Origin of the sequence: Celeribacter ethanolicus (assembly GCF_002407265.1) — a bacterium.
Lineage (GTDB): Bacteria > Pseudomonadota > Alphaproteobacteria > Rhodobacterales > Rhodobacteraceae > Celeribacter > Celeribacter ethanolicus.
Genome location: NZ_CP022196.1, coordinates 2,414,541 through 2,437,104 on the forward strand (window position 1 = coordinate 2,414,541; position 22,564 = coordinate 2,437,104).

Here is a 22,564-nt window from a genome sequence, read left to right on the forward strand (position 1 = left end):
GCCTCTGTATTTCCGGATCTTTTCGCCCGGGTGTTTGGGATCAAGATAACCGCGCCGGGCCGATTGGTCCAGAAAAAGACGGGCCGCCCCAGCGCCCTCCCGCACAGGTTGTGACTTTTAGGCCAGAACACTCAGGTCAGCGCGGTCTCCGCCGCCTTGCCCAAGCGCAACAACCGCGCTTCGCTCATCGGCGGCGTTTGCAGGATCACGCCACAGGACGGAACCCCCGTCGGAAGTGTCAGCGCGGTCAGCCCCATCAGGTTGCCGACCCGCGTATTGCGCAGCGCCAGAAGGTTCTCGGTGACGTAATACTCCGCATCCGTCATCAGCCGCTCCGCATTGGGCGGCAGGATCGGCGCGGTCGGCAGGATGACGGCGTCATAGCCCGCCGTCGCCTTGAGATAGTCCGCCCGCAGATGCGCGAGTTTCTTCCAGCCGGCCACGAAATCGGCGCCGTTGAACGCGCCCCCCGCCCGGAACCGCTCAAGAATGCGCGGGTACATCACATCGGGATTGGCCTCGATCACCTCGCGCCATTCGGCATAGGCCTCGGTGGTAAACAGAATGCCGGACAGGTCCATCGCTTCGGTGACCGCGGGCACCTCCGCGCGCGTCACCTCGGCCCCGGCCTCCCGGAATTTCTGCACCGACGCCTCAAACGCATCCAGAGGCGCGTCGCGAATGTCGTCGAAGACCACGTTTTCCAGAACGAGCAAACGCTTGCCCTTGAGCGTCGCGCCCTTGAGATCGGGCGCAGGCGACCCATCGAGAATGGCGAGCACTTCGGCAGCATCTTCCACCGTCTTGACCAGCGGGCCGATGGTATCGAAAGCCGCCGCCAGAGGCACAACGCCCTCCAGCGGAATACGCCCCGCGGTGGTTTTCAGCCCGACAAGATCGTTCCACGCCGAGGGGATACGCACCGACCCGCCGGTGTCCGACCCGATCGCACCGGGCGCGAGGCCAAACGCCACAGACCCCGCCGCCCCCGAAGACGACCCGCCCGACACGGCGGCATGATCGTTGACGCAGGGCGTCGTGGCCGTCACCGGATTAAGCCCCAGCCCGGAGAACGCCAATTCCGACATATGCGTCTTGCCCAGCGCCACGAGCCCCGCGTTCGACGCACGCCGGAGCACTTCGGCGTCCCTCAATGGCACGCGGTCTTTCAGCAAAGCCGACCCGGCCTCCGTCGCCACGCCCGCCGTGTCGAACAGGTCCTTCCACGACACAGGAACCCCGTCCAAAAGCCCGCGCCGCACCCCGTCGCGGGCACGCCCATAGGCCGCCTCCGCCTCCGCCATGGCGCGGCCTTCCATCATCCGCGCATAAATCCGATCCGCAAAAGGATGCGCCTTGGCCATATCCAGAAACGCCGCCGCCAGATCGCGCGGATCGACATCGCCCGTGCCGATGGCCCGCCCCAGATCGCTCATGCTCATCTCTGTATACTCGACCATCGTCCGCCCTTTCCTGTTGCCGTCGCAAAGTAGCGGCGCAGGAGCGCATGGACAATCCCGTCTCGCGCGTCATATTTGCGACAAGGAGGCTCTCATGACCCAGAACACCATGCCCAAAAGCGATCTCATCATTGTCGGTGGCGGCCTGAACGGCCCGGCTCTGGCGCTGGCCTCCGCGAACGCGGGTCTGACCGTGACCCTGATCGACAGTCTGCCGAAAGCCCTGCGCATCGGCGACACGTTCGACGGGCGCGGCTATGCGCTCTCGCTCGGGTCCTACAAGCTGATGAAAGCCATCGGCATCCGGGACAAGGTGGCGGCGCATGCCCAGCCGATCCTCGATGTGAAAGTCACCGACGGCAAACCCGGCGAAGGGCCCGCGCCTTTCATGCTCGAATTCCGCGACGGCGAGATCGACGAAAGCCCGATGGGCTACATGGTCGAAGATCGCTATATCCGTCAGGCCTTTCTTGAGGCGCTCGACGCCCAGCCCAAAATCACCCAGATCGAAGGCGAAGTCATCGCGCAAGACGTCACGCTGCATGGCGCGACAGTCACGCTGAGCGATGGCACCGACATCTCCGGCAAACTGATCGTCGGCTGCGACGGGCGCCAATCCGGCACCGCTCTGCGCGCCGGGATCAAACGCACCGGCTGGGGCTATGGCCAGACCGCGCTCGTCTGCGCGATCTCGCACGAGTTGCCGCATCATGGCGCTGCGCATCAGTATTTCCTGCCCTCCGGTCCGCTGGCGATCCTGCCGCTGCCGGGCAATCAAAGCTCCATCGTCTGGACCGAAAAAGACAAACTCGCCGCCGAGATTCAGGCGCTCTCTGACGAGGACTACCTTGCCGTTCTGCGGCCGCGCTTCGGCGATTTTCTGGGCGAGATTTCACTGGCCGGGAAACGCTTTACCTATCCTTTGAACATCACCTTGGCGAATGCCTTTACCGCCCCGCGCATCGCCCTTGTCGGCGATGCGGCGCATGGTATGCACCCGATCTCGGGTCAGGGGCTGAACGCCGGGCTCAAGGATGTCGGCGCATTGACCGAAGTCTTGGTCGAGGCGCATCGGCGCGGCGAAGACATCGGACGCGAAGACGTTTTGGCGCGCTATGCGCAATGGCGGCGGTTCGATGTGGCGACGATGGCGCTCATGACCGACAGCTTCAACAAACTGTTTTCAAACGACAATCCCTTCCTGCGCGTGGCGCGGGACATCGGCATGGGCGCGGTGAACGCGATGGGCGGGCTGAAACGCGCCGCAATCCGCGAGGCGGCGGGGGTCAATGGCGACATCCCCAAACTGCTGCGCGGTGTGGCGCTTTGAGCGCTTGAGTATTTCGGCAGCAAAGGAAACGGGCGCTCAGTCTTCGAGTTTGCGCGCCTCTGACACCAGCATGATCGGAATGCCGTTGCGGATCGGATAGGCAAGGCCTGCGGTTTTCGAAATCAGTTCCTGTTTCTCCGCATCATAGCTCAAAACGCCATGGGTTTGCGGGCACACCAGCGCCTCGATCATCCGGCGGTCGAAAGTCGGTTGGGCATCCATCACATCATATCCTCGTCAGAGCCGCCATGCAGGGCGAATTCCATCAGCGTTATAAGCGTTTCGCGGCGGGTGGAAAGGGAGGGCGCCTCCAAAAGCGCCTGTTTGTCCTCGGGGCTGAACGGGCAGAGCATGGAAAGCGAGTTGATCAGCAATTCGTCTTCGGCCTGACCGAGGCTTTCCCAATCGGTGCGCAATTCCTCTTCGCAGAAATAGCGTTTCAGCAGGTCCATGAAGGGTTTGCGCATCAGCCCCGGATCGTGTTCGGCGGCGCCGAGATCGGCCCCGAAATCGGACCAGTCCACGGTGAATTTGCGATAGGGGCAGAACCCGGTGGTCTCCGCCAGAAGCCGGAACCGCGACACGCCGGTGAGCGTGATCATGTAGCGCCCGTCTTCGGTCTCGGAAAAGGCGGTCAGACGTCCGGCACAGCCGATGGTGTTGAGCTTTCCGGCCCCCGCCCCGCCGCGCGGCTGAATCATGCCGATCAGGCGCGCGGGCGTTTTCATGCAATCTTCGAGCATTTGCAGATAGCGAGGCTCGAAAATATGCAGCGGCAGGCGCGACCGGGGCAACAGAAGTGCCCCGGGCAGTGGAAAGACGGGGATCGTCTCGGGAAGATCGGCTGCGCTCAACATGGTCTAAAGTTAGAACGCAAACGCGATCAGGCAAACAGCATCGACGACAATTTCCGACGACCGTTCAGAACGATCGGATCGTTCGGTTTGAGGCTGTCGAAAATTTTGAACAGCTGTTCCTTGATCGCGCCATCGTTCCACTCACGATCCTGTTTGAACGCCGCCAGAAGCGTTGCGACGGCCTCTTCGACCTGCCCTGCGGCATGTTGCGCCACGGCAAGGTCAAACCGCGCCTGCATGTCGGTCGGGTCGGCCTCGACCTTGGCGGCCAGTTCCGCCACGGGTCCGGCGTTTTCCGCCTCGCGCGCCAGAGCGATCTGGGCATGCACCGCCTCAAGCGCTGCGTCATGCGAGACCTCGGCAGGCGCGCCGTTCAGCACGGCTTCGGCCTCGTCAAGCTCGCCTTTCGCGAGATGACATTTGGCAAGACCGGCATAGGCCCCGGCCAGTTTGTCGTCTTCCTCTAGGATCGCCGCATAGGTCTGCGCCGCGTCGTCGATCTCACCGGCTTCGAACATTTCGTCGGCAGCGGCAACCGCATCGGCGAGGCTTTCGTCCACGCTCAGCGCAGCGATCTTGGTCACGAATTCCTTGACCTGCGACGGCGGCAGCGCGCCTTGGAACCCATCCACCGGCTGCCCTTTATAAAAGGCATAGACGGTCGGGATCGACTGCACGCGCATCTGCCCCGCGATCATCTGGTTTTCGTCGACGTTGACCTTGGCCATCTTGACCTTGCCACCGGCGGCCCCGACCTCGGCTTCGAGAGCCGGGCCGAGCTGACGGCAAGGGCCGCACCAGGGTGCCCAGAAATCGACGATCACAGGGGTTTCCTGAGAAGCATCAATCACCTCGGCCATGAAATCGGCCTCGGTAACATCTTTCACATATGCGCCGTGCGCGGCGCCGTTGGTTTGTCCGAGATCCATCGTCGGTTCTCCCTATATCTGTTTGACGCATATATGCGCCTTTGGGCATGAGTTTTAAAGGTCGAAGGAAGCAAAGACCGGCGCGTGATCCGACGGTTGTTCCCAGCCCCGCGCCGCACGCAGAACCCGGCTGCCATGCGCCGCATTCGAGATGTCCGGCGTGGCCCAGACGTGATCGAGCCGCCGCCCCTTGTCCGCCGCACTCCAGTCTTTCGCCCGGTAAGACCACCACGAATAGAGCAGGCCTTCGGGAATATCCTGCCGCGTGACATCGACCCAACCACCCGCATCCTGCGTCTGCGCCAGATGTTCGACCTCAATCGGCGTGTGCGAGACGATTTTCAAAAGCTGCTTGTGATTCCAGACATCGTCCTCGCGCGGGGCAATGTTGAGATCGCCGACAAGGATGGATTTCTCCGGTTTCCCGGCATGAAACGCATCGCGCATCTCGGTGAGGTAATCGAGTTTTTGCCCGAATTTCTCGTTCACCTCGCGATCCGGCACATCGCCGCCCGCAGGCACATAGAAATTGTGGATCGTCACACCGTTCTCGAGCTTGCCCGCGATGTGACGCGCATGGCCGAGAGAGGCGTAATCCTCGGCACCGGCCTCGACCATCGGGATTTTAGAGAGGATCGCAACGCCGTTGTAGCCCTTCTGCCCCCGCGCCACCATGTGGGTGTAGCCCAGCGCCCGAAACCGCTCCATCGGGATTTTCTCCACCGGCGATTTGCACTCCTGAAGACAGAGCACATCGGGCGCCTCCTCTTCGAGCAGCTTGCAAACGATCGGCTCGCGCAGACGCACGGAGTTGATGTTCCAGGTGGCAAGGGTAAAGGGCATGGCGGGTCCTCGGATCAGATTTACGCCGAACCCTACCCGTCCGTCCGAGCCGTGACCACCCGAAAGCCGTGCAAACCCGTCTCTCAAAAAAATGCCCGGCACAAAGGCCGGGCGTAAGTCGAGGGACGAGGGACTGCACATCATTACCCCGATGTGCGAGGGGTCTTCAGGGGATGAACACGGGGCGGGTACAAAAGGTTCCCGCCTCGCGTCAAATCTCAGGATGCCAGACGATACCCGCCCGCTTCGGTCACAAGAATGCGCGCATTCGAGGGGTCGGGCTCGATCTTCTGCCGCAGCCGATAGATATGGGTCTCAAGCGTGTGGGTCGTCACACCGGCGTTGTAGCCCCAGACCTCATGCAAAAGCACATCGCGCGGCACCACGCCTTCGGTCGAGCGATAGAGGAACTTGAGGATATTGGTCTCTTTCTCGGTCAGACGGATTTTCTTGTCGTCCTCCGTAACCAACATTTTCTGCGCCGGTTTGAACGTATACGGTCCAAGCTGGAAGACGGCCGCCTCCGATTGCTCATGGGTGCGGAGTTGCGCGCGAATGCGGGCCAGAAGCACCGGGAATTTGAACGGTTTGGTCACGTAATCATTCGCGCCGCTGTCGAGACCCAGAATGGTGTCCGCATCCGTATCATGCCCCGTGAGCATCAAAATCGGACATTTCACACCGGATTTCCGCAGTCTTTTGCAAAGTTCGCGCCCATCCGTGTCGGGCAGGCCGACGTCGAGGATGATCAGATCGTAATGTCCTTCCTTCGACTTCTCCATGCCCGCAGCGCCGCAATCGGCTTCGAACACGTCGAAATCTTCGGTCATCACAAGTTGCTCGCTCAATGCCTCACGCAGATCGTCATCGTCGTCGACGAGCAGGATTTTCTTGAGAGTGGCCATCACCGTGACCTCCTTTTGTTGTGCCTTGTCCGTGATCTGAGCGTGACGGCGGTAAAGAACAAGATTTGCAACAAAGCTCTCACGCAAGCGTGTCAAATCACCGCGAAATGTTTCACTTTATGACAAAGATCGCTACATCAGAGCCCTGACACGACAACGGACCGCCGCCATGAGCCTTGCCCCGACCCTCTCCGAGATCATCGCCCGCGCCCGCGCGGACATGCGCATGGGGGTGCCGGTGGTGCTCCGCTCCGAGGCAGGTCATGCGCTCGCCGTCGCCGCCGAAGACCTTTCGACCGAGCGTCTGGGCGATCTGCGCGCATTGGGCGAGGCCTATCTCGCCATCACAGCCCGGCGCGCCGAAACGCTCTCCGCCCGCGCCTATGATTCCGATCTCGCCCGCCTGATCCTGCCCGCCGACGCCGATGTCGACTGGATCAACGCGGTGGCCGATCCCGCCGACGATCTCACCCATCCGATGAAAGGCCCGTTCCGGTCCCTGCGCGGCGGCAACGCAATCTGCGCCCGTGCCGCGATTGCGCTGGCGAAATCCGCCCGCCTTCTGCCCTCTGCCGTCATGGTCGATGTGAAAAACGGGTTTGAGATCGCCGCCGCCAACGGGCTCACCGTCCTGCCTGTCGAGGCCGCTCTGCCGTTGATGGCCGATCTCGCGCCGCTGCACGATATGATTCACGCCCGCGTACCTTTGATCGCGTCCGAGAAATCCCGCGTCCATGTGTTCCGCCCCGAGGACGGCGGCGAAGAGCATTATGTCGTCGAGGTCGGTCGCCCGGATCGCAGCAAACCTGTGCTGGCGCGTCTGCACTCGGCCTGTTTCACCGGCGATATTTTCGGCTCTCTGAAATGCGATTGCGGCCCGCAGCTTCACGCCGCGCTCAACCAGATGGGCGAAGAGGGCGAAGGCATTCTGCTCTATCTCAATCAGGAAGGCCGCGGCATCGGCCATGCCAACAAGATGCGCGCCTATTCCTTGCAGGATCAGGGATTCGACACGGTCGAGGCCAATCACCGCCTCGGATTTGAAGACGACGAGCGCGATTTCCGCATCGGAGCTGCGATTCTCAAGGAAATGGGGTTCAGCGCCGTGCGCCTCCTGACCAACAACCCGAAAAAAATCGCCCGGATGGAAGATCAGGGCATCACCGTCACCGAACGCGTGCCGCTCAAGGTCGGTGAGAATCGCTTCAACGAAGCGTACCTCGCCACCAAGGCGCACAAATCGGGGCATTTGCTGTGAGCAACGGCCCGATGTTAAAAGCCACCGACATCGTCGTCACGCGCTGGGGCGCCCGCTTCATGGGTCGCCGCTTTCCCTGCTCCATCGGCAAGGGCGGCATCTCGGACACCAAACGCGAAGGCGACGGCGCAAGCCCGCGTGGCAGTCACGCCCTTCCTGCACTCTATTATAGAGCTGACCGCATTCCCGCGCTGAACGGCGACAAGATTCGCGTCGGCGATCTCTGGTGCGATGCAGGCGATCATCCCGCCTACAACCATCTCGTGCGCGCGCCGTTCAAACCCAGCCACGAAAAAATGCGCCGCGCGGATCGTCTCTATGATCTGGTGATCATCACCGATTGGAACTGGCCGAATGCCACGCCGGGAAAAGGCTCCGCCATCTTTGTCCACCGCTGGCGCAAACCGCGCCACCCGACAGAGGGCTGCGTGGCCTTCCGCGCAGATCATCTGCGCTGGATCGCCGAACGCATCACGCCCGCGACAAGATTGGTCATTCGCTAATCTAAGCGTTCAGGGTCCGACGGAAGTCCGACAAAAGTCCGACGTTTTGCCGACACTGAAAATCGTCAGGAATAATCCCGCTCGCCAAAGATCGCGGACCCGACCCGAACGTGAGTCGCGCCCTGTGCAATCGCGGTTTCGAAATCGCCGGACATGCCCATGGACAGGCCTGCAATCTGATTCCGGTCGGCGATTTTTTTCAAAAGCGCAAAATGCAGCGACGGCTCTTCTTCGGCGGGCGGAATACACATCAGCCCCTCGATCGACAGCCCCAGATCGCGACACTCTTGTATAAAGGCGTCCGCCTCGGCGGGTAAAACCCCCGCCTTTTGCGGCTCCTCACCGGTGTTCACCTGAATGAAAAGACGCGGGCAATGGCCCAGTTCTTCGGCGAGGCGGGCAATGGTTTTCGCGAGTTTCGGACGATCCACCGTGTGAATCACATCGAACAATTCCATCGCCTGCCGCGCCTTGTTGGTCTGCAACGGTCCTATGAGATGCAGCTCGACACCATCGAAGCGGTCCTTGAACGCGGGCCACTTGCCAGCGGCCTCCTGCACCTTGTTTTCCCCGAAAACCCGCTGGCCTTCTTCAAGCACCGCCTCGACGCGTTCATTGGGCTGAACCTTGGAAACGGCAATCAAAGTGACGCTTTCCGGCGCACGCCCGACACGTTTTGCCTCGGTTTCGACCCGATCCTTGATCTCGGCAAGCCCCATATCTGCCTCCTTGGACGATACAACCCACATTCCTTGGATTTCTTATGCCGCAGAGCGTAGCTCATGCAACAGGTGTGTGGCTAAGTTGCATCATTTTTCAGAGAGCTATGCCCGCCGCCTCTCGTTTTCTTGACCCAAAGCACGGTTCAGCGCATTTCTCTGGCCATGTGTCGGGTAAGCCGGCATGCCTGATATTCAAAATTCCACGAGGGAAAAAATGAAAAATATCCTTCTTTCTTCCGCAGCGATCGCCCTGCTTGCTGGCGCCGCTTCCGCTGAAGTGACCTGGTCCGGTGACGCAGAAATCGGCTACAACGACGACTACGAAGACGGCTTCTACTGGGATGCCGGCCTCTACATCAACATGTCGCAAGAGCTCAACAACGGCTGGACTGCGTCCGCCTCGCTCGACATCGACCTCGAAGACAGCTCGCAAGGCTCCACCTTCAAGCTTGGCGATGTGGACTCCTCTGACTGGGTCGTGTCCATCTCCAACGACATGTTCGGCCTGTCCTTCGGCGACGTCGACACCGCTTACGCGTCCTTCAAAGGCGTGTCCGCTCTGTACGACAACGATTTCTTCGCTCCGATGGACGAAGCCGCTGATCTTCAAGACTTCATCGACGAACAAGTCGACAACGGCACGCTCCCTGCCCTGGGCGCTCCCAGCGTTGATGGCGGCCTCCTGCTGACTGCGGAATATGGCAACTACTCCGCTGCCGCATCCGTTGTGTCTGTGGACGGCGACACTGATGAAACCGGCCAAATCGCCTTGGCTGCCGATTTCGGCATGTTCACTGCTGGCCTGTTCTACGCTGAAAACGTGATTTTCTATGGCCTCCCTTACGATGACACCATCGTTGATGGCATCGACGACATGACCGTTCTGAGCCTCGGCGCTTCCTTCGGTGGCGCGGACTTCACCGCCTCCGTGATGGATTTCGCAGGTGAAACCGGCTATGGCCTTGAAGTTGCTTACCCGGTTGGCCCGGTGACCCTCGGCGCTTACTACGCCTCCTATGATATGCCGTTCTACGGCTCTGAAGAAGCTTACGGTGTTTCCGTCGATTACTCCGACGGCCCGCTCACCGTGGCTGCTTACTTCGAAGAGGACTTCGTTGGCGCTCAAGAATACGCCATTGAAGGTCAATACGACTTCGGCATGGGCCTGGTTGTGACCGCCGGTTACATCGACGGTGACGACGATGGCACCCTTGGCGCCCTCGACGGCGACGACGATTATGCAACCTACATCGTTGCTGAATACGACCTCGGCGGCGGCGCATCCTTCCTCGCTTCCTACGCAGATGCGAACTCGGTTGCTGCTGAATCCACCGACGACATCGACACCGGCATCGGCGGCTACGAGCTGTACTCCGGCGCCACCGTGTCCCTGTCCTTCTCCTTCTAATTCCTAGAAGTTCAGAAGAACAAAAGATTGGGCCGTCCTTCGGGGCGGCCCTTTTCTTTTCTCGCCCACTTCCCTGCACTTGGGGCCTTGTCCCCTGGCGCGGCGGGCGATACGGTTGCCGCGATGTCTTGAGAGGGAGCGCCTGATGTTTCGCCCAACCCATGTACTGGCCGCCTCAGTGGCCGCGATGCTGACGCTTTCGGGCTGTGGCGCATTCGATTCCGTCGGTTCTGTCGGCGACAGTTTCGGCTCCCTGCCGTTTTCCGGCGGCAAGAAAGAGACCGTGGTCACCACCGACGGTGCCACGCAGACCGTCGACACGAAATCCACCGGTCAGGTCGTCGAGATCCCGAACGGCGAGACCATCGTGATCGAGAGCCCGAAACGGCGCACGATTTTCGGCGGCGGACGCGGGTCGGTCTCCGATAGTGTTCAGGTCAACAAATACATCTGGAACGCAGCGCTCGACGTGCTGTCCTTCCTGCCTGTGCAGGAGGCCGATCCTTTCACCGGCGTGATCATCACCGGCTACGGCACGCCGCCGGGTGGCGGGCGTGCATACCGTGCAGTGATCCACGTAACGGACCCGGCGCTCGATGCCCGGACGTTGAACGTGTCGCTCTACACCAAGGGCGGGGCTGTCAGCCAGGACACCATTCAGGCCGTCGAGGACGCAATCCTCACCCGCGCACGCCAGTTGCGCACCGGCAAGTGACGCCGGGATAAACAAGCCCTCTGGACCCCGGAGAGCCAAGGATTTATGACCACGCCGGGCCTATCTGCCCGGCGTTTGTCTGAGACGAAGGATGTGAACATGAGCCGCTACGCGCCCAGCGAGATCGAACCGAAATGGCAGTCTGCCTGGAATGAGGCGGATGTGTTCCTCGCCAAGCGCGACGAAAGCAAGCCGAAGTATTACGTGCTTGAGATGTTCCCCTATCCGTCGGGCCGCATCCATATCGGTCACGTGCGCAACTACACGATGGGCGACGTGGTGGCGCGCTACAAATCCTCCACCGGGTTCAACGTGTTGCACCCGATGGGATTTGACGCCTTTGGCATGCCGGCGGAAAACGCCGCGATGGCCTCTGGCGGGCACCCAAAGACCTGGACCTACAACAACATCGACACGATGGTCGATCAGATGAAGCCGCTGGGCCTCTCGATCGACTGGACCCGGATGTTTGCCACCTGCGACCCGGAATATTACGGACAACAGCAGTCGATGTTCCTCGACATGCTGGAAAAAGGTCTGGTCTATCGCAAGAACGCCACCGTGAACTGGGACCCGGTCGATATGACGGTTCTGGCCAACGAACAGGTGATCGACGGCTGCGGCTGGCGCTCCGGCGCGCCGGTCGAGCGCAAGGAACTCACCCAGTGGTTCTTTAAAATCTCCGACTATTCCGAAGATCTTCTGCAAGCCATCGACCATCTGGACAACTGGCCGGACAAGGTCAAAACGATGCAGAAAAACTGGATCGGCAAATCGCGCGGCCTTCAGTTTGCTTTCTCCATCGTAGACGCCCCCGCGCATCACGACCGGATCGAGGTCTACACCACCCGCCCCGACACGCTGATGGGCGCGTCTTTCGTGGGCATCTCCGCCGATCATCCGCTGGCCAAGGAACTGGCCGCCGAGAACCCGGAAATCGCTGCCTTCTGTGAGGAATGCCGCAAAGGTGGCACCACGGAAGAAGCGATTGAGAAGGCCGAAAAACTGGGCCTCAACACCGGTCTGACCGTGCGCCATCCGTTCGACACGTCGTGGGAGCTGCCGGTCTATATTGCCAACTTCATCCTGATGGATTATGGCACCGGCGCGATTTTCGGCTGCCCGGCGCATGACCAGCGCGACTTTGATTTCGCGACGAAATATGGCCTTCCGATCAACTATGTGTTTGCACCGGTTGAGGGCGAGTTGAACGAGGCCGAAGCCTTTGTTCCGACGAAATCCGAAAGCGTGAAATACATTCGCGGTTTCGCGGGCGAGGAGCTTCAAACCGGCGAGCAGGGCGTGAACAGCGCTGTCGATTTCTGCGAAGCAAACGGTGTGGGCCACGGCGTGACCAAGTTCCGCCTGCGCGATTGGGGCCTGTCGCGTCAGCGCTATTGGGGCTGTCCGATCCCGGTGGTGCATTGCGAGGCTTGCGGCGTGGTTCCGGAAAAGAAAGAAAACCTGCCGATCGAGCTGCCGTTCGATGAAGATGGCAAGGCGATTGATTTCTCCATCCCCGGCAACCCGCTCGACCGTCACCCGTCCTGGCGCAACACGACCTGTCCGAAATGCGGCGGCGCGGCGCTCCGCGAGACCGACACGATGGACACCTTTGTCGACAGCTCTTGGTACTACGCGCGTTTCACCGCACCGCATGCCACGACCCCGACCGTGAAAGAAGACGCCGAGTATTGGATGAACGTCGACCAATATATCGGCGGCATCGAACACGCGATTCTGCACCTTCTCTATTCCCGTTTCTTCGCCCGTGCGATGAATGAAACCGGCCACCTGCCGGACAGCGCGCGCGAACCGTTCGATGCGCTCTTCACCCAAGGCATGGTGACCCACGCGATCTACAAGACCCAAGGTGCGGATGGCCGTCCGAAGTATCACTATCCGGAAGAGGTCGAACTGCGCGACGGCAAGGGTTTCCTGAAAGATGGCACGGAAGTCGAGATCGTGCCCTCCGCCAAGATGTCCAAGTCCAAGAACAACGTGGTGGACCCGGTCGAGATCATCAAACAATTCGGCGCCGACACCGCGCGCTGGTTCGTGCTCTCCGATTCTCCGCCGGAGCGCGACGTGGAATGGACCGCCTCGGGCGCCGAAGCCGCCAGCAAACACCTAGGCCGCGTCTGGCGTCTGGCCGCCGAACTCGATGCCACGCCGGAGCAAGGCACGGGCGACGAGGAGCTTTTGCGCGCCACGCACAAGGCGATGTTCGAGGTCACTCAGGGCATCGAAAGCTTTGGTTTCAACGCCTCGATCGCCAAGCTCTATGGCTTCACCAACACAATCTCCAAGTCTCAGGCCGGTCGCGAGGCGAAACGCTTTGCGCTCAAGACCATGGCTCAGCTCATGTCCCCCATGACGCCGCACCTTGCGGAAGACATGTGGTCCATGCTCGGCGGAGAGGGCCTGATTGCAAAGGCCGCTTGGCCAGTGCCGGACGAGGCGATGCTGGTCGAGGATACGGTGACGCTGCCGATCCAGATCAACGGCAAACGCCGCGACGAAATCTCGGTTCCCAAGGATATGCCGAAGGAAGAGGTTGAAAAGCTGGTGCTGGAAAACGATGCTGTGAAAAAGGCGCTCGATGGCGGGTCGCCGAAGAAACTCATCGTCGTACCGGGCCGCATCGTCAATGTCGTCATTTGATCGCAGAACCTTCCTGATCTCGCTCGCAGCCCTCACGGGCTGCGGCTTTTCCCCGGCTTACGGGCCGGGAGGCGCCGGGGCTCTGCTCCGTGGCAAGGTCGATATCGACGCGCCGTGGGATCGCGAAAGCTACAACCTGAACAAACGACTGACCGAGCAATTCGGCCCCTCTGAGACGCCGCTTTACCGGCTCACCTATAAGATCTCGACCTCCGAGTCGCAGGTTGGCATCACCCGTGATCAGGAAATCCTGCGGTATCATGTTGAGGGGCAGGTCAACTATACGCTTCTCAACATCGCAACCGGCCAGCCCCTCATTGCGCGCTACGTGTCCAGCTTCACCAGCTATTCCGCCACCGGCTCGTCGGTCGACACGCTGACCGCGTCGCGCGACGCCTATGCCCGGCTCATGGTGCTCCTCGCCGATCAGATGGTCAGTCAGATCATCACCCTTGCAACGCCCACTCCCGCCGAATGAAACTCGCCGCCCGAGACGCCCTGTCCTATTTCGCCAAACCCGATCCGGGCAAGGCCGGGGTCCTGCTTTACGGTCCCGACGCCATGCGCATCGCGCTCCGGCGTCAGGAGGTGATCGAGGGGCTGATCGGCAAACAGGGCGAAGAAGAAATGCGACTGACCCGGATCACGGGCGGAGAGCTGCGCAAGGACAAGACTCTTCTGCTCGATGCCATCAAGGAACAGGGGTTCTTTCCCGGTCCCCGCGTTGCCTTTGTCGAAGACGCCACCGATCAGGTGAGCGACACGGTGAAGGACGCACTGTTCGACTGGCGCGAAGGCGATGCACAGATCGTCGTCACCGCCGGTCAGCTCAAGGCCACCTCGAAACTGCGCAAGCTGTTCGAAGGCCACCCAAGCGCCTACGCCATCGCGATCTATGCCGATCCGCCTTCGCGTGCGGAGATCGAGACGACGCTCGGCAAGGCCGGGGTTGGCAATATTACGCGTGAGGCGATGACCGACATCGAAGCCCTCGCACGCACGCTCGATCCCGGCGATTTTCGCCAGACACTCGACAAGCTCGCGCTCTACAAGATCGGCGACCAAAGCCCGGTCAGCAGCGAGGACGTCCAGAACTGCGCCCCCGCCACCACCGAGGCCGAGGTGGACGATGTGCTGAACGTGGTGGCCGAAGGGCGGGCGAACGAGCTTGGCCCGCTGATGGTCAAGATCGCGGGCCAGGGGATCGACCCGGTGGCGCTGTCGATCTTTACCATGCGGCATTTCCGCAGTCTCCATGCCGCCGCCTCGCATCCGAATGGGGCCTCCGCCGGTATCGCCGCAGCCCGTCCGCCGATCTTCGGGCCGCGGCGCGACCGGATGACCCGGCAGGCTTCGAACTGGGGCATGTACAAACTCGAAACCGCGCTCGGCATTCTGACCGACACGGACCTGACCCTGCGTTCGGCCTCGCGTGCCCCAACCATGGCGGTGATGGAACGCGCTCTGATCCGGCTTGCCATGTTGGCGCAACGGCGCTGAGCGCAAACGCAGTTTGAACGGCGGCAAAAACATCCCAGATTGGAACAAAAGGAGCCGCACATGATCCCCTATTCCCTTCTCGATCTTTCCCCCGTCCCCGAAGGCGTTTCCACCGCACAGGCGCTGAAGAACTCCGTCGATATGGCGCAACATGCCGAGGACTGGGGGTATAACCGCTACTGGCTGGCCGAGCATCACAACATGCCGGGGATCGCTTCGGCAGCGACCGCCGTGGTGATCGGGCATATCGGGGCGCATACGACACGGATGCGGATCGGTGCGGGCGGGATCATGTTGCCGAACCACGCGCCTTTGCAGGTGGCCGAAGCCTTCGGCACCCTGCGCGAGCTTTACGGAGATCGGATCGACCTCGGCGTCGGGCGCGCACCAGGGACAGATATGCCGACAGCCCGCGCGCTCAGGCGCAATCTCACGCCCGGCCACGCCAATGGCGAAACCTTCCCGCAGGACGTGCAGGAACTCATGGCCTATTTCGGCGACATGCCCGAGGACGCCCCCGTGCGCGCCTTTCCCGGCACGGGCACCCATGTGCCGGTCTGGATGCTGGGCTCCTCGACCTATGGTGCGGAACTGGCGGCACTTCTGGGCCTGCCCTATGCGTTTGCCTCGCATTTCGCACCTGCCGCACTGGATCAGGCGGTCAAGATCTATCGCGATCTCTTCCGCCCCTCCGAATATCTCGACAAGCCCTATTTTATGCTCGCCACCAATGTGTTTGCCGCAGAAACCGTCGAGGAAGCGGTCTATCTGCGCTCGTCCATGATGCAGACCTTCGCCAATCTGCGCATGGGCAGACCCGGCAAACTGCCGCGCCCGGTAGAGGATATTGCCTCCGTCGTGCCCGCCCGGTTCCTGCCCTCGCTCGATGCGATTTTTGCGGTTTCCGCCACCGGCACGAAGGAAATGGTCAAAGACAAGATCGGCGCGCTGATCGACCGCTATCGGCCGGAGGAAGTGATCTTCGCCGCCAATATCCATGACCACGACAAACGGCTCCGATCCTTCGAGATCGCTTCCGAGGTCATGACAGGCGTGTAAGCGCACCCTCTCCAGCGAGGCGCCCGGTCGCGAGACAGGCGGTCAGAAGATAACCGCCTGTTGGCGCATCCCAGTCGAGCATCTCTCCGGCGAGGAATAAACCCGGCTTTCTCCGGGCTTCGAGCCTGTTCGTCAGACTTTCGAACCGCGCGCCACCGGCGGTCGAAATGGCCTCGTCCATCGGGCGCAGCCCTGCACCTTTGATCTCGAGAGCCTTCAAGGACCGCAAAAGATCATCGGGGCGCGGCCCCGCGAATTCCATCACCAGAGCGGTCTTTTCCGGCGCCAGACGGAGCACACGTTTCAGGAATTTTGTCAGAGTTTCTTTCGATTTCCGCTGGATTAGAGCCTGTTTCAACTTCTCCGGCTCCCAATCGGGCAGGAGATCGAGGTGCAGCATCGCCCCCTCCCGCAGGCCGCGGGTCACTGCGTAAATCCCGCCGCCCTCAAGACCCCGTGCCGAAATCACGAATTCGCCACGGCTCTCATAGGTTCCCGCGGTGAGCTTCACGCCTTTCACAGGCCTGCCGAAATGCGCCGCCATATGGGGCGTCCAATCCATCAGGAGACCGACATTGGAGGGGGCGAAGGGGGCGCTCTCCACATAGGGGGCAAGCATCTCGACCCAGTCGCCATTCGACCCCAATCTGGCCCAACTGGCACCACCGAGGGCCAGAATGACGGTTTTTGCCTGCATATTGACCGGCCCGCCCGGCGTCTCGAATGCAACGCTCTCGCCCAGCCCCACCATGCGCCAGTTCCGCCACAGAGTGACGCCCTGCGTCTCCAGTCGTGCGAGCCAAGCGCGCAGCAACGGAGAAGCTTTCATGACTTTCGGGAACACCCGCCCCGAGGACCCCGTGAACATCTCCTGACCCAGCCCTTCGGCCCAGGCCATCGCCTCTTGTGGACCGAAGGCCTGCAAAGCCGCGCTCACTGTCGGATGCAGTGGCTCATAGGCCTTGAGAAAACGTTCCATCGGTTCGTTCTTGGTCAGATTCAGACCCGATTTGCCCGCCATCAGGAATTTGCGCGCGGGCGAGGGTTTGGCCTCCGCCACCATGACGGAATGCCCGGCGGCAGAGATCACCTCCGCCGCCATCAGCCCCGCAGGTCCAGCGCCAACGACCAGAGCGTCGATCGGTTCGGCGGTCCTGCTCACGGGTGGATCAGCGCCTTGATCCCGGCGATATGATCGGAGGAGGCGGCCAGCGGGGCTTCGACCAGTTCTGCGATGGCGACCCCCTGCTCGGCGGCGGGCACCAGACGGTCCACCAGCCCCCAGGACAGGGCCTCATCGGCGGCAATCTTCTGCCCCGCCATCAGGATCATCTTGGCCCGCGCCGGTCCGATCAGCGTTGCCATACGTTTCGGGTCCGACGGCTGCGGCAGGAAGCCGAGCTTCATCACCGGGTAAAAGAACTTCGCCCCCGGATCGGACAGCCGCAGATCGCAGGCCAGAGCCATCCCGAAGGCCCCGCCCGCCAGCGTGCCGTTCAACGCCGCGATGGTGAGACAGGGCAACTCGGCAATCACCCCGGACAGGTCCTCCCACAAGGGAGACGTGGCAAGCCCTGCGCGCGCCTCGTCGAGATCGGCGCCTGCGGAAAACACCTTACCCGCCCCCGTGAGGACGAACACCTTCGCCGCGCTTCGCGCCTCCTGTGCAATCGCGATCAGATCGGACAACATGGCAGAGGTCAGGGAATTGGCCTTTTCGGGCCGGTTCAGGGTCACGGTCCAAAACGCGCCGTCACGGGTCAGGTCTATCATGCGATCAATCCAAGTTGGCGGCGGAAACTTTCGTCCCGCAGTTGCAATTCCTCGCCCAGATGGGCATCGGCATCCTCTCCGCACAGCCACAGAAGCGCACGGGCAGGCCAGTCCGGCGGGACGTGATCGGACCAGTCGAGCTGGCTCACGGCGTTGATGCCCGAAGCCTTGATCTCCCGCTGCATCTGGGTCGCGACCGTGCCAGGCGAAAGACCCATGGCGCGAATGCCATGGCTGCGCTCTTCGAGATCGAGCATGGCAGTCAACATTGCCGCCCCGGCTTTCGAACTGCAATAGGCGCTCCACCCCTCGACCGGGCGATGCGCTGCGCCGGAAGAGACAGTCAGAACGGTGCCGCCACCGCGTGCGACCATCTCCGGCACGATCCGGCGCATGGCATAGAACACACCTTTGATATTGATGTCGATGAGGCGCGACCAATCGTCCGGATCCACGGTGGACAGTGCGCCGATCGGGTCGATCACACCGGCGTTGTTGACCAGAATGTCAATCGGGCCGAGATGATCCTCGACCTTTGTCACCGCCTGATCAAGCTCGGCATAGGAGGAAATATCGCAAGGCACGGCCAGAGCTTGCGGACCGATTTCGCCCGCGATCCGCGCAATTTCCGTGGCGCTGCGTGCGATCAGGGCCACCTTGGCACCCTCTGCCGCGAAAAGCCGTGCGGTCGCCTCGCCGATCCCCCGGCTTGCCCCGGTAATCAAAGCGGTTTTCCCCATCAGTTGCGACATAATCCGACCTCCCTCGTTTCAGGGGGAGCTTATGCTGTGAACTCACCGGGTTCCAGTCTTGACCCTCCGGCCAAAGCACGAAAATGTGTGCGCGACTGTTTCAGGAGATTTATCATGCGTACCATGTTCTGGGCCACCGCGCTCACCACCACCTGCCTCACCGCCGGTCCCGTTTTCGCAGATGTCACGCCGGAGGAGGTCTGGGCCTCTTATCAGGACATGATGACCAACATGGGCATGACCCCCACGGCCGAAGTGAGCCGTGACGGCGACACTCTTGTCGTGCGCAACATGGTCTATAGCATGAACCTCGACATGGGCGAGGCCTCGGTCTCGGACACCACCACCGTACCCGAGATCCGGTTCCAGGAACGTCGCCGCGGCACGGTCGCAATGTGGTTCCCCGAACCGCTGACCTCGGTCATGAGCGCACCGACCGAGCCCGGCACGGAGGAAGGCGACACCGTCGAGACCCGCTCCACCGTGACCTATATCGGCGAGGCCATCGTGTCCGGCTCCCCCGACGATATGCTCTACACCATCGAGGATGCCGCGATGACGATGTCCTCCGAACCGGTGGTGGTCGATGGCATGACGGTCCAGCCCGGGGTGACCGGCAAATTCGCTGGCATTTCCGGCACCTCCACCGTGGTCCGCAAGGGCGACAGCCTGTTTTCCAACATGGACATGACGGCCGCGACGCTGACCTATGAGGTGGATGAGATCGAGGATGGCGAAGGCAGCACCGTGGAGGCGGGCTTCATCGGCAACACGCTTGCGATCAAGGGCTCCATCCTCCTGCCGCAGAGCGACAGCGAAAACATGCTCGCAAATCTGCTGGGCCGGAGCACGATGGATGTCACCATGACCATGGCGGACAGCTCCTCTTTCATGACGATCAGCGGTGAAGACGCGTCCTCGAACATGGACATCCGCGCCGCGACCGGTGCGTCCAAGCTGGACGTGGCCTTCCAGGAGGGCACCATCGGCTATGATGTCGCGGCGGGGAATCTCAATGTCACCGTCGCCGGTGCGCAAATCCCCGGCGGCCAGGTTGCCGTGTCCATGGCGGAATATTCCGCGGCCTTCCTGTTCCCGCTGGCGGCCTCCGAAGAGGATCAGCCGTTCAGCGCCAAGATCGGGCTCAAGGATCTCATCCTGCCGGAGATTGCCTGGATGATCGCCGATCCGACCGGCCAGCTGCCGCACGATCCGGCAAACCTGCGCCTGGCCTTCGAGGGCACCCTGAACAGCGACGTCGACCTGTTCGATTTCGAGACGCTGATGGCGCTCGAGGAAGAGAGTGCCGAAGAGATGCCCTTCGAGGTGAAAACCCTTGCCCTGCCCGAGATCTTTCTTGCGCTGGCCGGTGCGACCGTGGCCGGGAATGGCGCGGGGCATTTCCTCGATCAGGAGCCCCAGGTGCCCGGCGGTATGCCGCCCTTTGCCGGCAAGCTGAACCTGACGCTGAACGGTGTGACCGATCTGATCACCAAACTGTCCTCCACCGGCATCCTGCCGCCGGAGACCGCGATGTCGGCACAGATGATGCTCGGTCTGTTTGCCCGTCCGGGTGATGCGGAGGGCGAACTGGTCTCCGAGATCGAGATGACCGAAGACGGTGCGATCATCGCCAACGGCCAGCCGCTGCCATTCTAAGGCACCCGAAAGACACCGGGCCGCTTGCGCGACGCGCGCAGGCGGCCTAATTGCATCTGCATGAGATGCAACAATGCGAGATATGGAGGCACACCATGGCAGGAGATCTTTCAGAACTGACCGGGGCGCTTCTTGAAGCCGCGAAAAGGGCCGGGGCCGAGGCCGCAGATGCCCTGGCGATCGACGGCACCTCGCTGTCCATCGGGGTGCGTCAGGGCGCGCTCGAACAGGCGGAACGCTCCGAAGGCATCGACATCGGGCTGCGCGTGCTGATCGGGCGGCGTCAGGCCTGTGTTTCCGCCTCCGACACCCGCCCCGAAACGCTCGCGACCATGGCGGAGCGCGCGGTGACCATGGCGCGACTGGCCCCCGAGGACCCGACCGCCGGGCTGGCCGATCCGTCGCAGATCGCCGCCAACACCGACATTTCCGCGCTCGAGATGTTCGACCCTTCCGACGAACCCTCGCCCGAAGCTCTGAAAGACGACGCTTTGCGCGCCGAGGCCGCGGCACTGGCGCAGAGCGGGATCACCAAGGTGGAAAGCTCCGCCGCCTATGGCAAGCGCCGTATTCATCTCGCCGCGACCAACGGGTTCTCGGGTGGTTACACCCGCACCGACCGGATGATCTCGACCGTCGCCATTGCGGGCGAAGGCACTGGGATGGAACGCGATTACTATGGCGACAGCCGGATTTTCGGCGCGGATCTGCTCTCGCCCGAAGAGATCGGCGGTCTCGCTGCCGAACGCACTCTGGCGCGGATCGGCGCCAGGAAACCGAAGACCGGTTCCTATCCCGTGCTGTTCGACGAACGGATTTCCTCCTCGCTCGTGGGCCATCTTCTGGCCGCGATCAACGGCACGGCGATTGCCCGCGGCGCAAGCTGGCTGCGCGACGCCATGGGGGCGGATGTATTGCCCAAGGGGCTGTCGCTGATCGAGGACCCGCATCGCCCGCGCACCTCCGGGTCAAAGCTTTTCGATGCTGAGGGTCTTGCGACCTCGAAACGCGCTCTGGTGCAAGATGGCGTCTTGCAAAGCTGGGTGCTCGATCTTGCCACTGCACGCAAACTTGGGCTTGAAAGCACGGCGAATGCGTCGCGCGGGGTGTCTTCTCCGCCCTCGCCCTCCTCCGGCAACGTGGCTCTGACGCAAGGCGAGAAAAGCCGCGAAGAGTTGATTCGCGAGATGGGCACCGGGCTTTTGGTCACCGGTATGATCGGCGCCTCGATCAACCCGACCACCGGCGATTATTCGCGCGGCGCGAGCGGGTTCTGGGTCGAAAATGGTGAAATCGTCTATCCGGTCAACGAATGCACCATCGCGGGCAATCTGCGCGCGATGCTGATGACGCTGATCCCCGCCAACGATGCACGTCTGCATCTGAGCCGCGTCGTGCCCTCGCTTCTGGTCGAAGGAATGACGCTTGCCGGTGACTGACGACCTGACAGAGGATCTGGAGCTTCTGATCGAGGCCGCGCGCAACGCGGGCGAGATCGCCAGCCCCTATTGGCAGGCGAATCCGCAGGTCTGGGACAAGGGCGGTGGACAAGGCCCCGTGACCGAGGCCGATCTGGCCGTGGACCGGATGCTGCACGAATACCTTTTGTCGGAGCGGCCCGACTATGGCTGGCTTTCGGAAGAGACCGTCGACACCACCTCGGAGCGCCTCGGGCGCAAGCGCGTGTTCATCGTCGATCCGATCGACGGCACGCGCAGTTTCATCCATGGCGATCGTAACTGGGCGCATTCCCTGGCCATCGCGGAAGAGGGGCAGGTGATCGCCGCCGTGGTGTTCCTGCCGCTGCGCGAGCGTCTCTTCGCGGCGATCAAGGGCGGCGGGGCCTGCCTGAACGGCAATCCTTTGCGAGCAGGCAAAAGATGCGATCTCGACGGTGCGACGGTTCTTGCCCCGCGTCAGCATCTGAGCGACGAACACTGGCGCGGAGGCTCCCCGAAATTCATTCACAAGTTCCGCCCCTCTCTGGCCTACCGGCTCGCTTTGGTGGCGCAGGGGCGCTACGACGCGATGTTCACCTTTCGCAAGACCTGGGAATGGGACGTGGCGGCTGGCACCCTGATCCTGTCGGAAGCCGGGGGCCAGGTCACAGACCTGCTCGGTCAGCGCCCGGTGTTCAACCAACCCGTGCCACAGCTCGACGGCATGGTGGCGGGATGCCCGCAACTGGCACAGGCCATCCTCGCACGCCTCAAATAAAGCATCACGC

22 protein-coding genes are annotated in these 22,564 nt (G+C 61.9%); 12 read left to right on the plus strand and 10 right to left on the minus strand.

Annotation, left to right across the window (positions count from 1 at the left end; all coding sequences use genetic code 11):
• Positions 1–131: 131 nt before the first annotated feature.
• Entirely contained in the window at positions 132–1,460 is a 1,329-nt protein-coding gene (locus CEW89_RS11870) for an amidase (protein ID WP_096806034.1), read from the minus strand.
• A gap of 94 nt (positions 1,461–1,554) precedes the next feature.
• Here CEW89_RS11870 and CEW89_RS11875 point away from each other — a divergent pair, with 94 nt between their 5' ends.
• Positions 1,555–2,790, plus strand: coding sequence for an FAD-dependent monooxygenase (locus CEW89_RS11875; protein ID WP_157779834.1), 1,236 nt, complete (start codon positions 1,555–1,557; stop codon positions 2,788–2,790).
• 36 nt (positions 2,791–2,826) lie between these two features.
• On the opposite strand, the gene CEW89_RS11880 is transcribed toward CEW89_RS11875, so the two are convergent.
• The 5 genes from CEW89_RS11880 to CEW89_RS11900 all read right to left on the minus strand — a co-directional run bounded on the left by CEW89_RS11880 (position 2,827) and on the right by CEW89_RS11900 (position 6,324).
• The gene (locus tag CEW89_RS11880; protein WP_066704610.1) at positions 2,827–3,012 is read right to left on the minus strand and encodes a Trm112 family protein; all 186 of its coding nucleotides are present in this window, start codon (positions 3,010–3,012) and stop codon (positions 2,827–2,829) included.
• The gene (locus CEW89_RS11885; RefSeq protein ID WP_096806036.1) at positions 3,012–3,647 is read right to left on the minus strand and encodes an LON peptidase substrate-binding domain-containing protein; all 636 of its coding nucleotides are present in this window, start codon (positions 3,645–3,647) and stop codon (positions 3,012–3,014) included. Before CEW89_RS11885 ends, CEW89_RS11880 begins: the two co-directional genes overlap by 1 nt.
• A gap of 26 nt (positions 3,648–3,673) precedes the next feature.
• Positions 3,674–4,576: a thioredoxin family protein gene (locus CEW89_RS11890; RefSeq protein WP_096806037.1), complete on the minus strand. Its 903-nt coding sequence runs from the start codon at positions 4,574–4,576 to the stop codon at positions 3,674–3,676.
• A gap of 54 nt (positions 4,577–4,630) precedes the next feature.
• The gene (locus CEW89_RS11895; RefSeq protein WP_066704618.1) at positions 4,631–5,419 is read right to left on the minus strand and encodes an exodeoxyribonuclease III; all 789 of its coding nucleotides are present in this window, start codon (positions 5,417–5,419) and stop codon (positions 4,631–4,633) included.
• Between the two features lie 218 nt (positions 5,420–5,637).
• Positions 5,638–6,324 carry a response regulator transcription factor gene (locus tag CEW89_RS11900; protein ID WP_066704619.1) on the minus strand — a complete coding sequence of 229 codons (687 nt, stop codon included), beginning with the start codon at positions 6,322–6,324 and terminating at the stop codon, positions 5,638–5,640.
• A gap of 169 nt (positions 6,325–6,493) precedes the next feature.
• On the opposite strand from CEW89_RS11900, the gene ribA reads away from it, so the two are divergent.
• Positions 6,494–7,582, plus strand: a complete 1,089-nt coding sequence (ribA, locus tag CEW89_RS11905) for a GTP cyclohydrolase II (RefSeq protein WP_096806038.1) — start codon at positions 6,494–6,496, stop codon at positions 7,580–7,582.
• A gap of 11 nt (positions 7,583–7,593) precedes the next feature.
• Entirely contained in the window at positions 7,594–8,085 is a 492-nt protein-coding gene (locus tag CEW89_RS11910; protein WP_096807221.1) for a L,D-transpeptidase family protein, read from the plus strand.
• A gap of 65 nt (positions 8,086–8,150) precedes the next feature.
• On the opposite strand, the gene CEW89_RS11915 is transcribed toward CEW89_RS11910, so the two are convergent.
• On the minus strand, positions 8,151–8,804 hold the full coding sequence (locus tag CEW89_RS11915; protein WP_096806039.1) for a YggS family pyridoxal phosphate-dependent enzyme: 654 nt from the start codon (positions 8,802–8,804) through the stop codon (positions 8,151–8,153).
• Positions 8,805–8,988: 184 nt separating this feature from the next.
• On the opposite strand from CEW89_RS11915, the gene CEW89_RS11920 reads away from it, so the two are divergent.
• The 6 genes from CEW89_RS11920 to CEW89_RS11945 all read left to right on the plus strand — a co-directional run bounded on the left by CEW89_RS11920 (position 8,989) and on the right by CEW89_RS11945 (position 16,153).
• Positions 8,989–10,215: a porin gene (locus tag CEW89_RS11920; RefSeq protein ID WP_096806040.1), complete on the plus strand. Its 1,227-nt coding sequence runs from the start codon at positions 8,989–8,991 to the stop codon at positions 10,213–10,215.
• A 145-nt stretch (positions 10,216–10,360) separates the two neighbouring features.
• Positions 10,361–10,930 (plus strand): DUF3576 domain-containing protein, encoded by a 570-nt coding sequence (locus CEW89_RS11925; RefSeq protein ID WP_238379705.1) that lies wholly within the window; start codon positions 10,361–10,363, stop codon positions 10,928–10,930.
• Between the two features lie 99 nt (positions 10,931–11,029).
• On the plus strand, positions 11,030–13,594 hold the full coding sequence (gene leuS / locus CEW89_RS11930; protein WP_096806041.1) for a leucine--tRNA ligase: 2,565 nt from the start codon (positions 11,030–11,032) through the stop codon (positions 13,592–13,594).
• Positions 13,581–14,072, plus strand: coding sequence for an LPS assembly lipoprotein LptE (gene lptE, locus CEW89_RS11935; protein WP_066704632.1), 492 nt, complete (start codon positions 13,581–13,583; stop codon positions 14,070–14,072). The genes leuS and lptE overlap by 14 nt, the downstream gene beginning before the upstream one ends.
• Positions 14,069–15,094, plus strand: a complete 1,026-nt coding sequence (holA, locus tag CEW89_RS11940) for a DNA polymerase III subunit delta (RefSeq protein ID WP_096806042.1) — start codon at positions 14,069–14,071, stop codon at positions 15,092–15,094. The genes lptE and holA overlap by 4 nt, the downstream gene beginning before the upstream one ends.
• 60 nt (positions 15,095–15,154) lie before the next feature.
• Positions 15,155–16,153 (plus strand): LLM class flavin-dependent oxidoreductase, encoded by a 999-nt coding sequence (locus tag CEW89_RS11945; RefSeq protein WP_198403414.1) that lies wholly within the window; start codon positions 15,155–15,157, stop codon positions 16,151–16,153.
• Here the strand turns inward: CEW89_RS11945 and CEW89_RS11950 are convergent.
• Genes CEW89_RS11950 through CEW89_RS11960 form a run of 3 tightly spaced genes read right to left on the minus strand, consistent with a single transcriptional unit; the run spans position 16,137 to position 18,678 of the window.
• The gene (locus tag CEW89_RS11950; protein ID WP_280522618.1) at positions 16,137–17,315 is read right to left on the minus strand and encodes a TIGR03862 family flavoprotein; all 1,179 of its coding nucleotides are present in this window, start codon (positions 17,313–17,315) and stop codon (positions 16,137–16,139) included. The genes CEW89_RS11945 and CEW89_RS11950 overlap by 17 nt on opposite strands.
• The gene (locus CEW89_RS11955) at positions 17,312–17,926 is read right to left on the minus strand and encodes an enoyl-CoA hydratase/isomerase family protein (RefSeq protein ID WP_096806043.1); all 615 of its coding nucleotides are present in this window, start codon (positions 17,924–17,926) and stop codon (positions 17,312–17,314) included. Before CEW89_RS11955 ends, CEW89_RS11950 begins: the two co-directional genes overlap by 4 nt.
• A complete protein-coding gene (locus CEW89_RS11960; RefSeq protein WP_096806044.1) occupies positions 17,923–18,678 on the minus strand; it encodes an SDR family oxidoreductase in 756 nt (251 codons plus the stop codon). Before CEW89_RS11960 ends, CEW89_RS11955 begins: the two co-directional genes overlap by 4 nt.
• A 114-nt stretch (positions 18,679–18,792) precedes the next feature.
• On the opposite strand from CEW89_RS11960, the gene CEW89_RS11965 reads away from it, so the two are divergent.
• From CEW89_RS11965 to CEW89_RS11975, 3 genes are all read left to right on the plus strand, one after another.
• Positions 18,793–20,337, plus strand: coding sequence for a hypothetical protein (locus CEW89_RS11965; RefSeq protein ID WP_096806045.1), 1,545 nt, complete (start codon positions 18,793–18,795; stop codon positions 20,335–20,337).
• Positions 20,338–20,432: 95 nt separating this feature from the next.
• Positions 20,433–21,776 carry a TldD/PmbA family protein gene (locus CEW89_RS11970; RefSeq protein WP_096806046.1) on the plus strand — a complete coding sequence of 448 codons (1,344 nt, stop codon included), beginning with the start codon at positions 20,433–20,435 and terminating at the stop codon, positions 21,774–21,776.
• A complete protein-coding gene (locus tag CEW89_RS11975; protein WP_066704779.1) occupies positions 21,763–22,554 on the plus strand; it encodes a 3'(2'),5'-bisphosphate nucleotidase CysQ in 792 nt (263 codons plus the stop codon). The genes CEW89_RS11970 and CEW89_RS11975 overlap by 14 nt, the downstream gene beginning before the upstream one ends.
• The last annotated feature ends 10 nt before the right edge of the window (positions 22,555–22,564 follow it).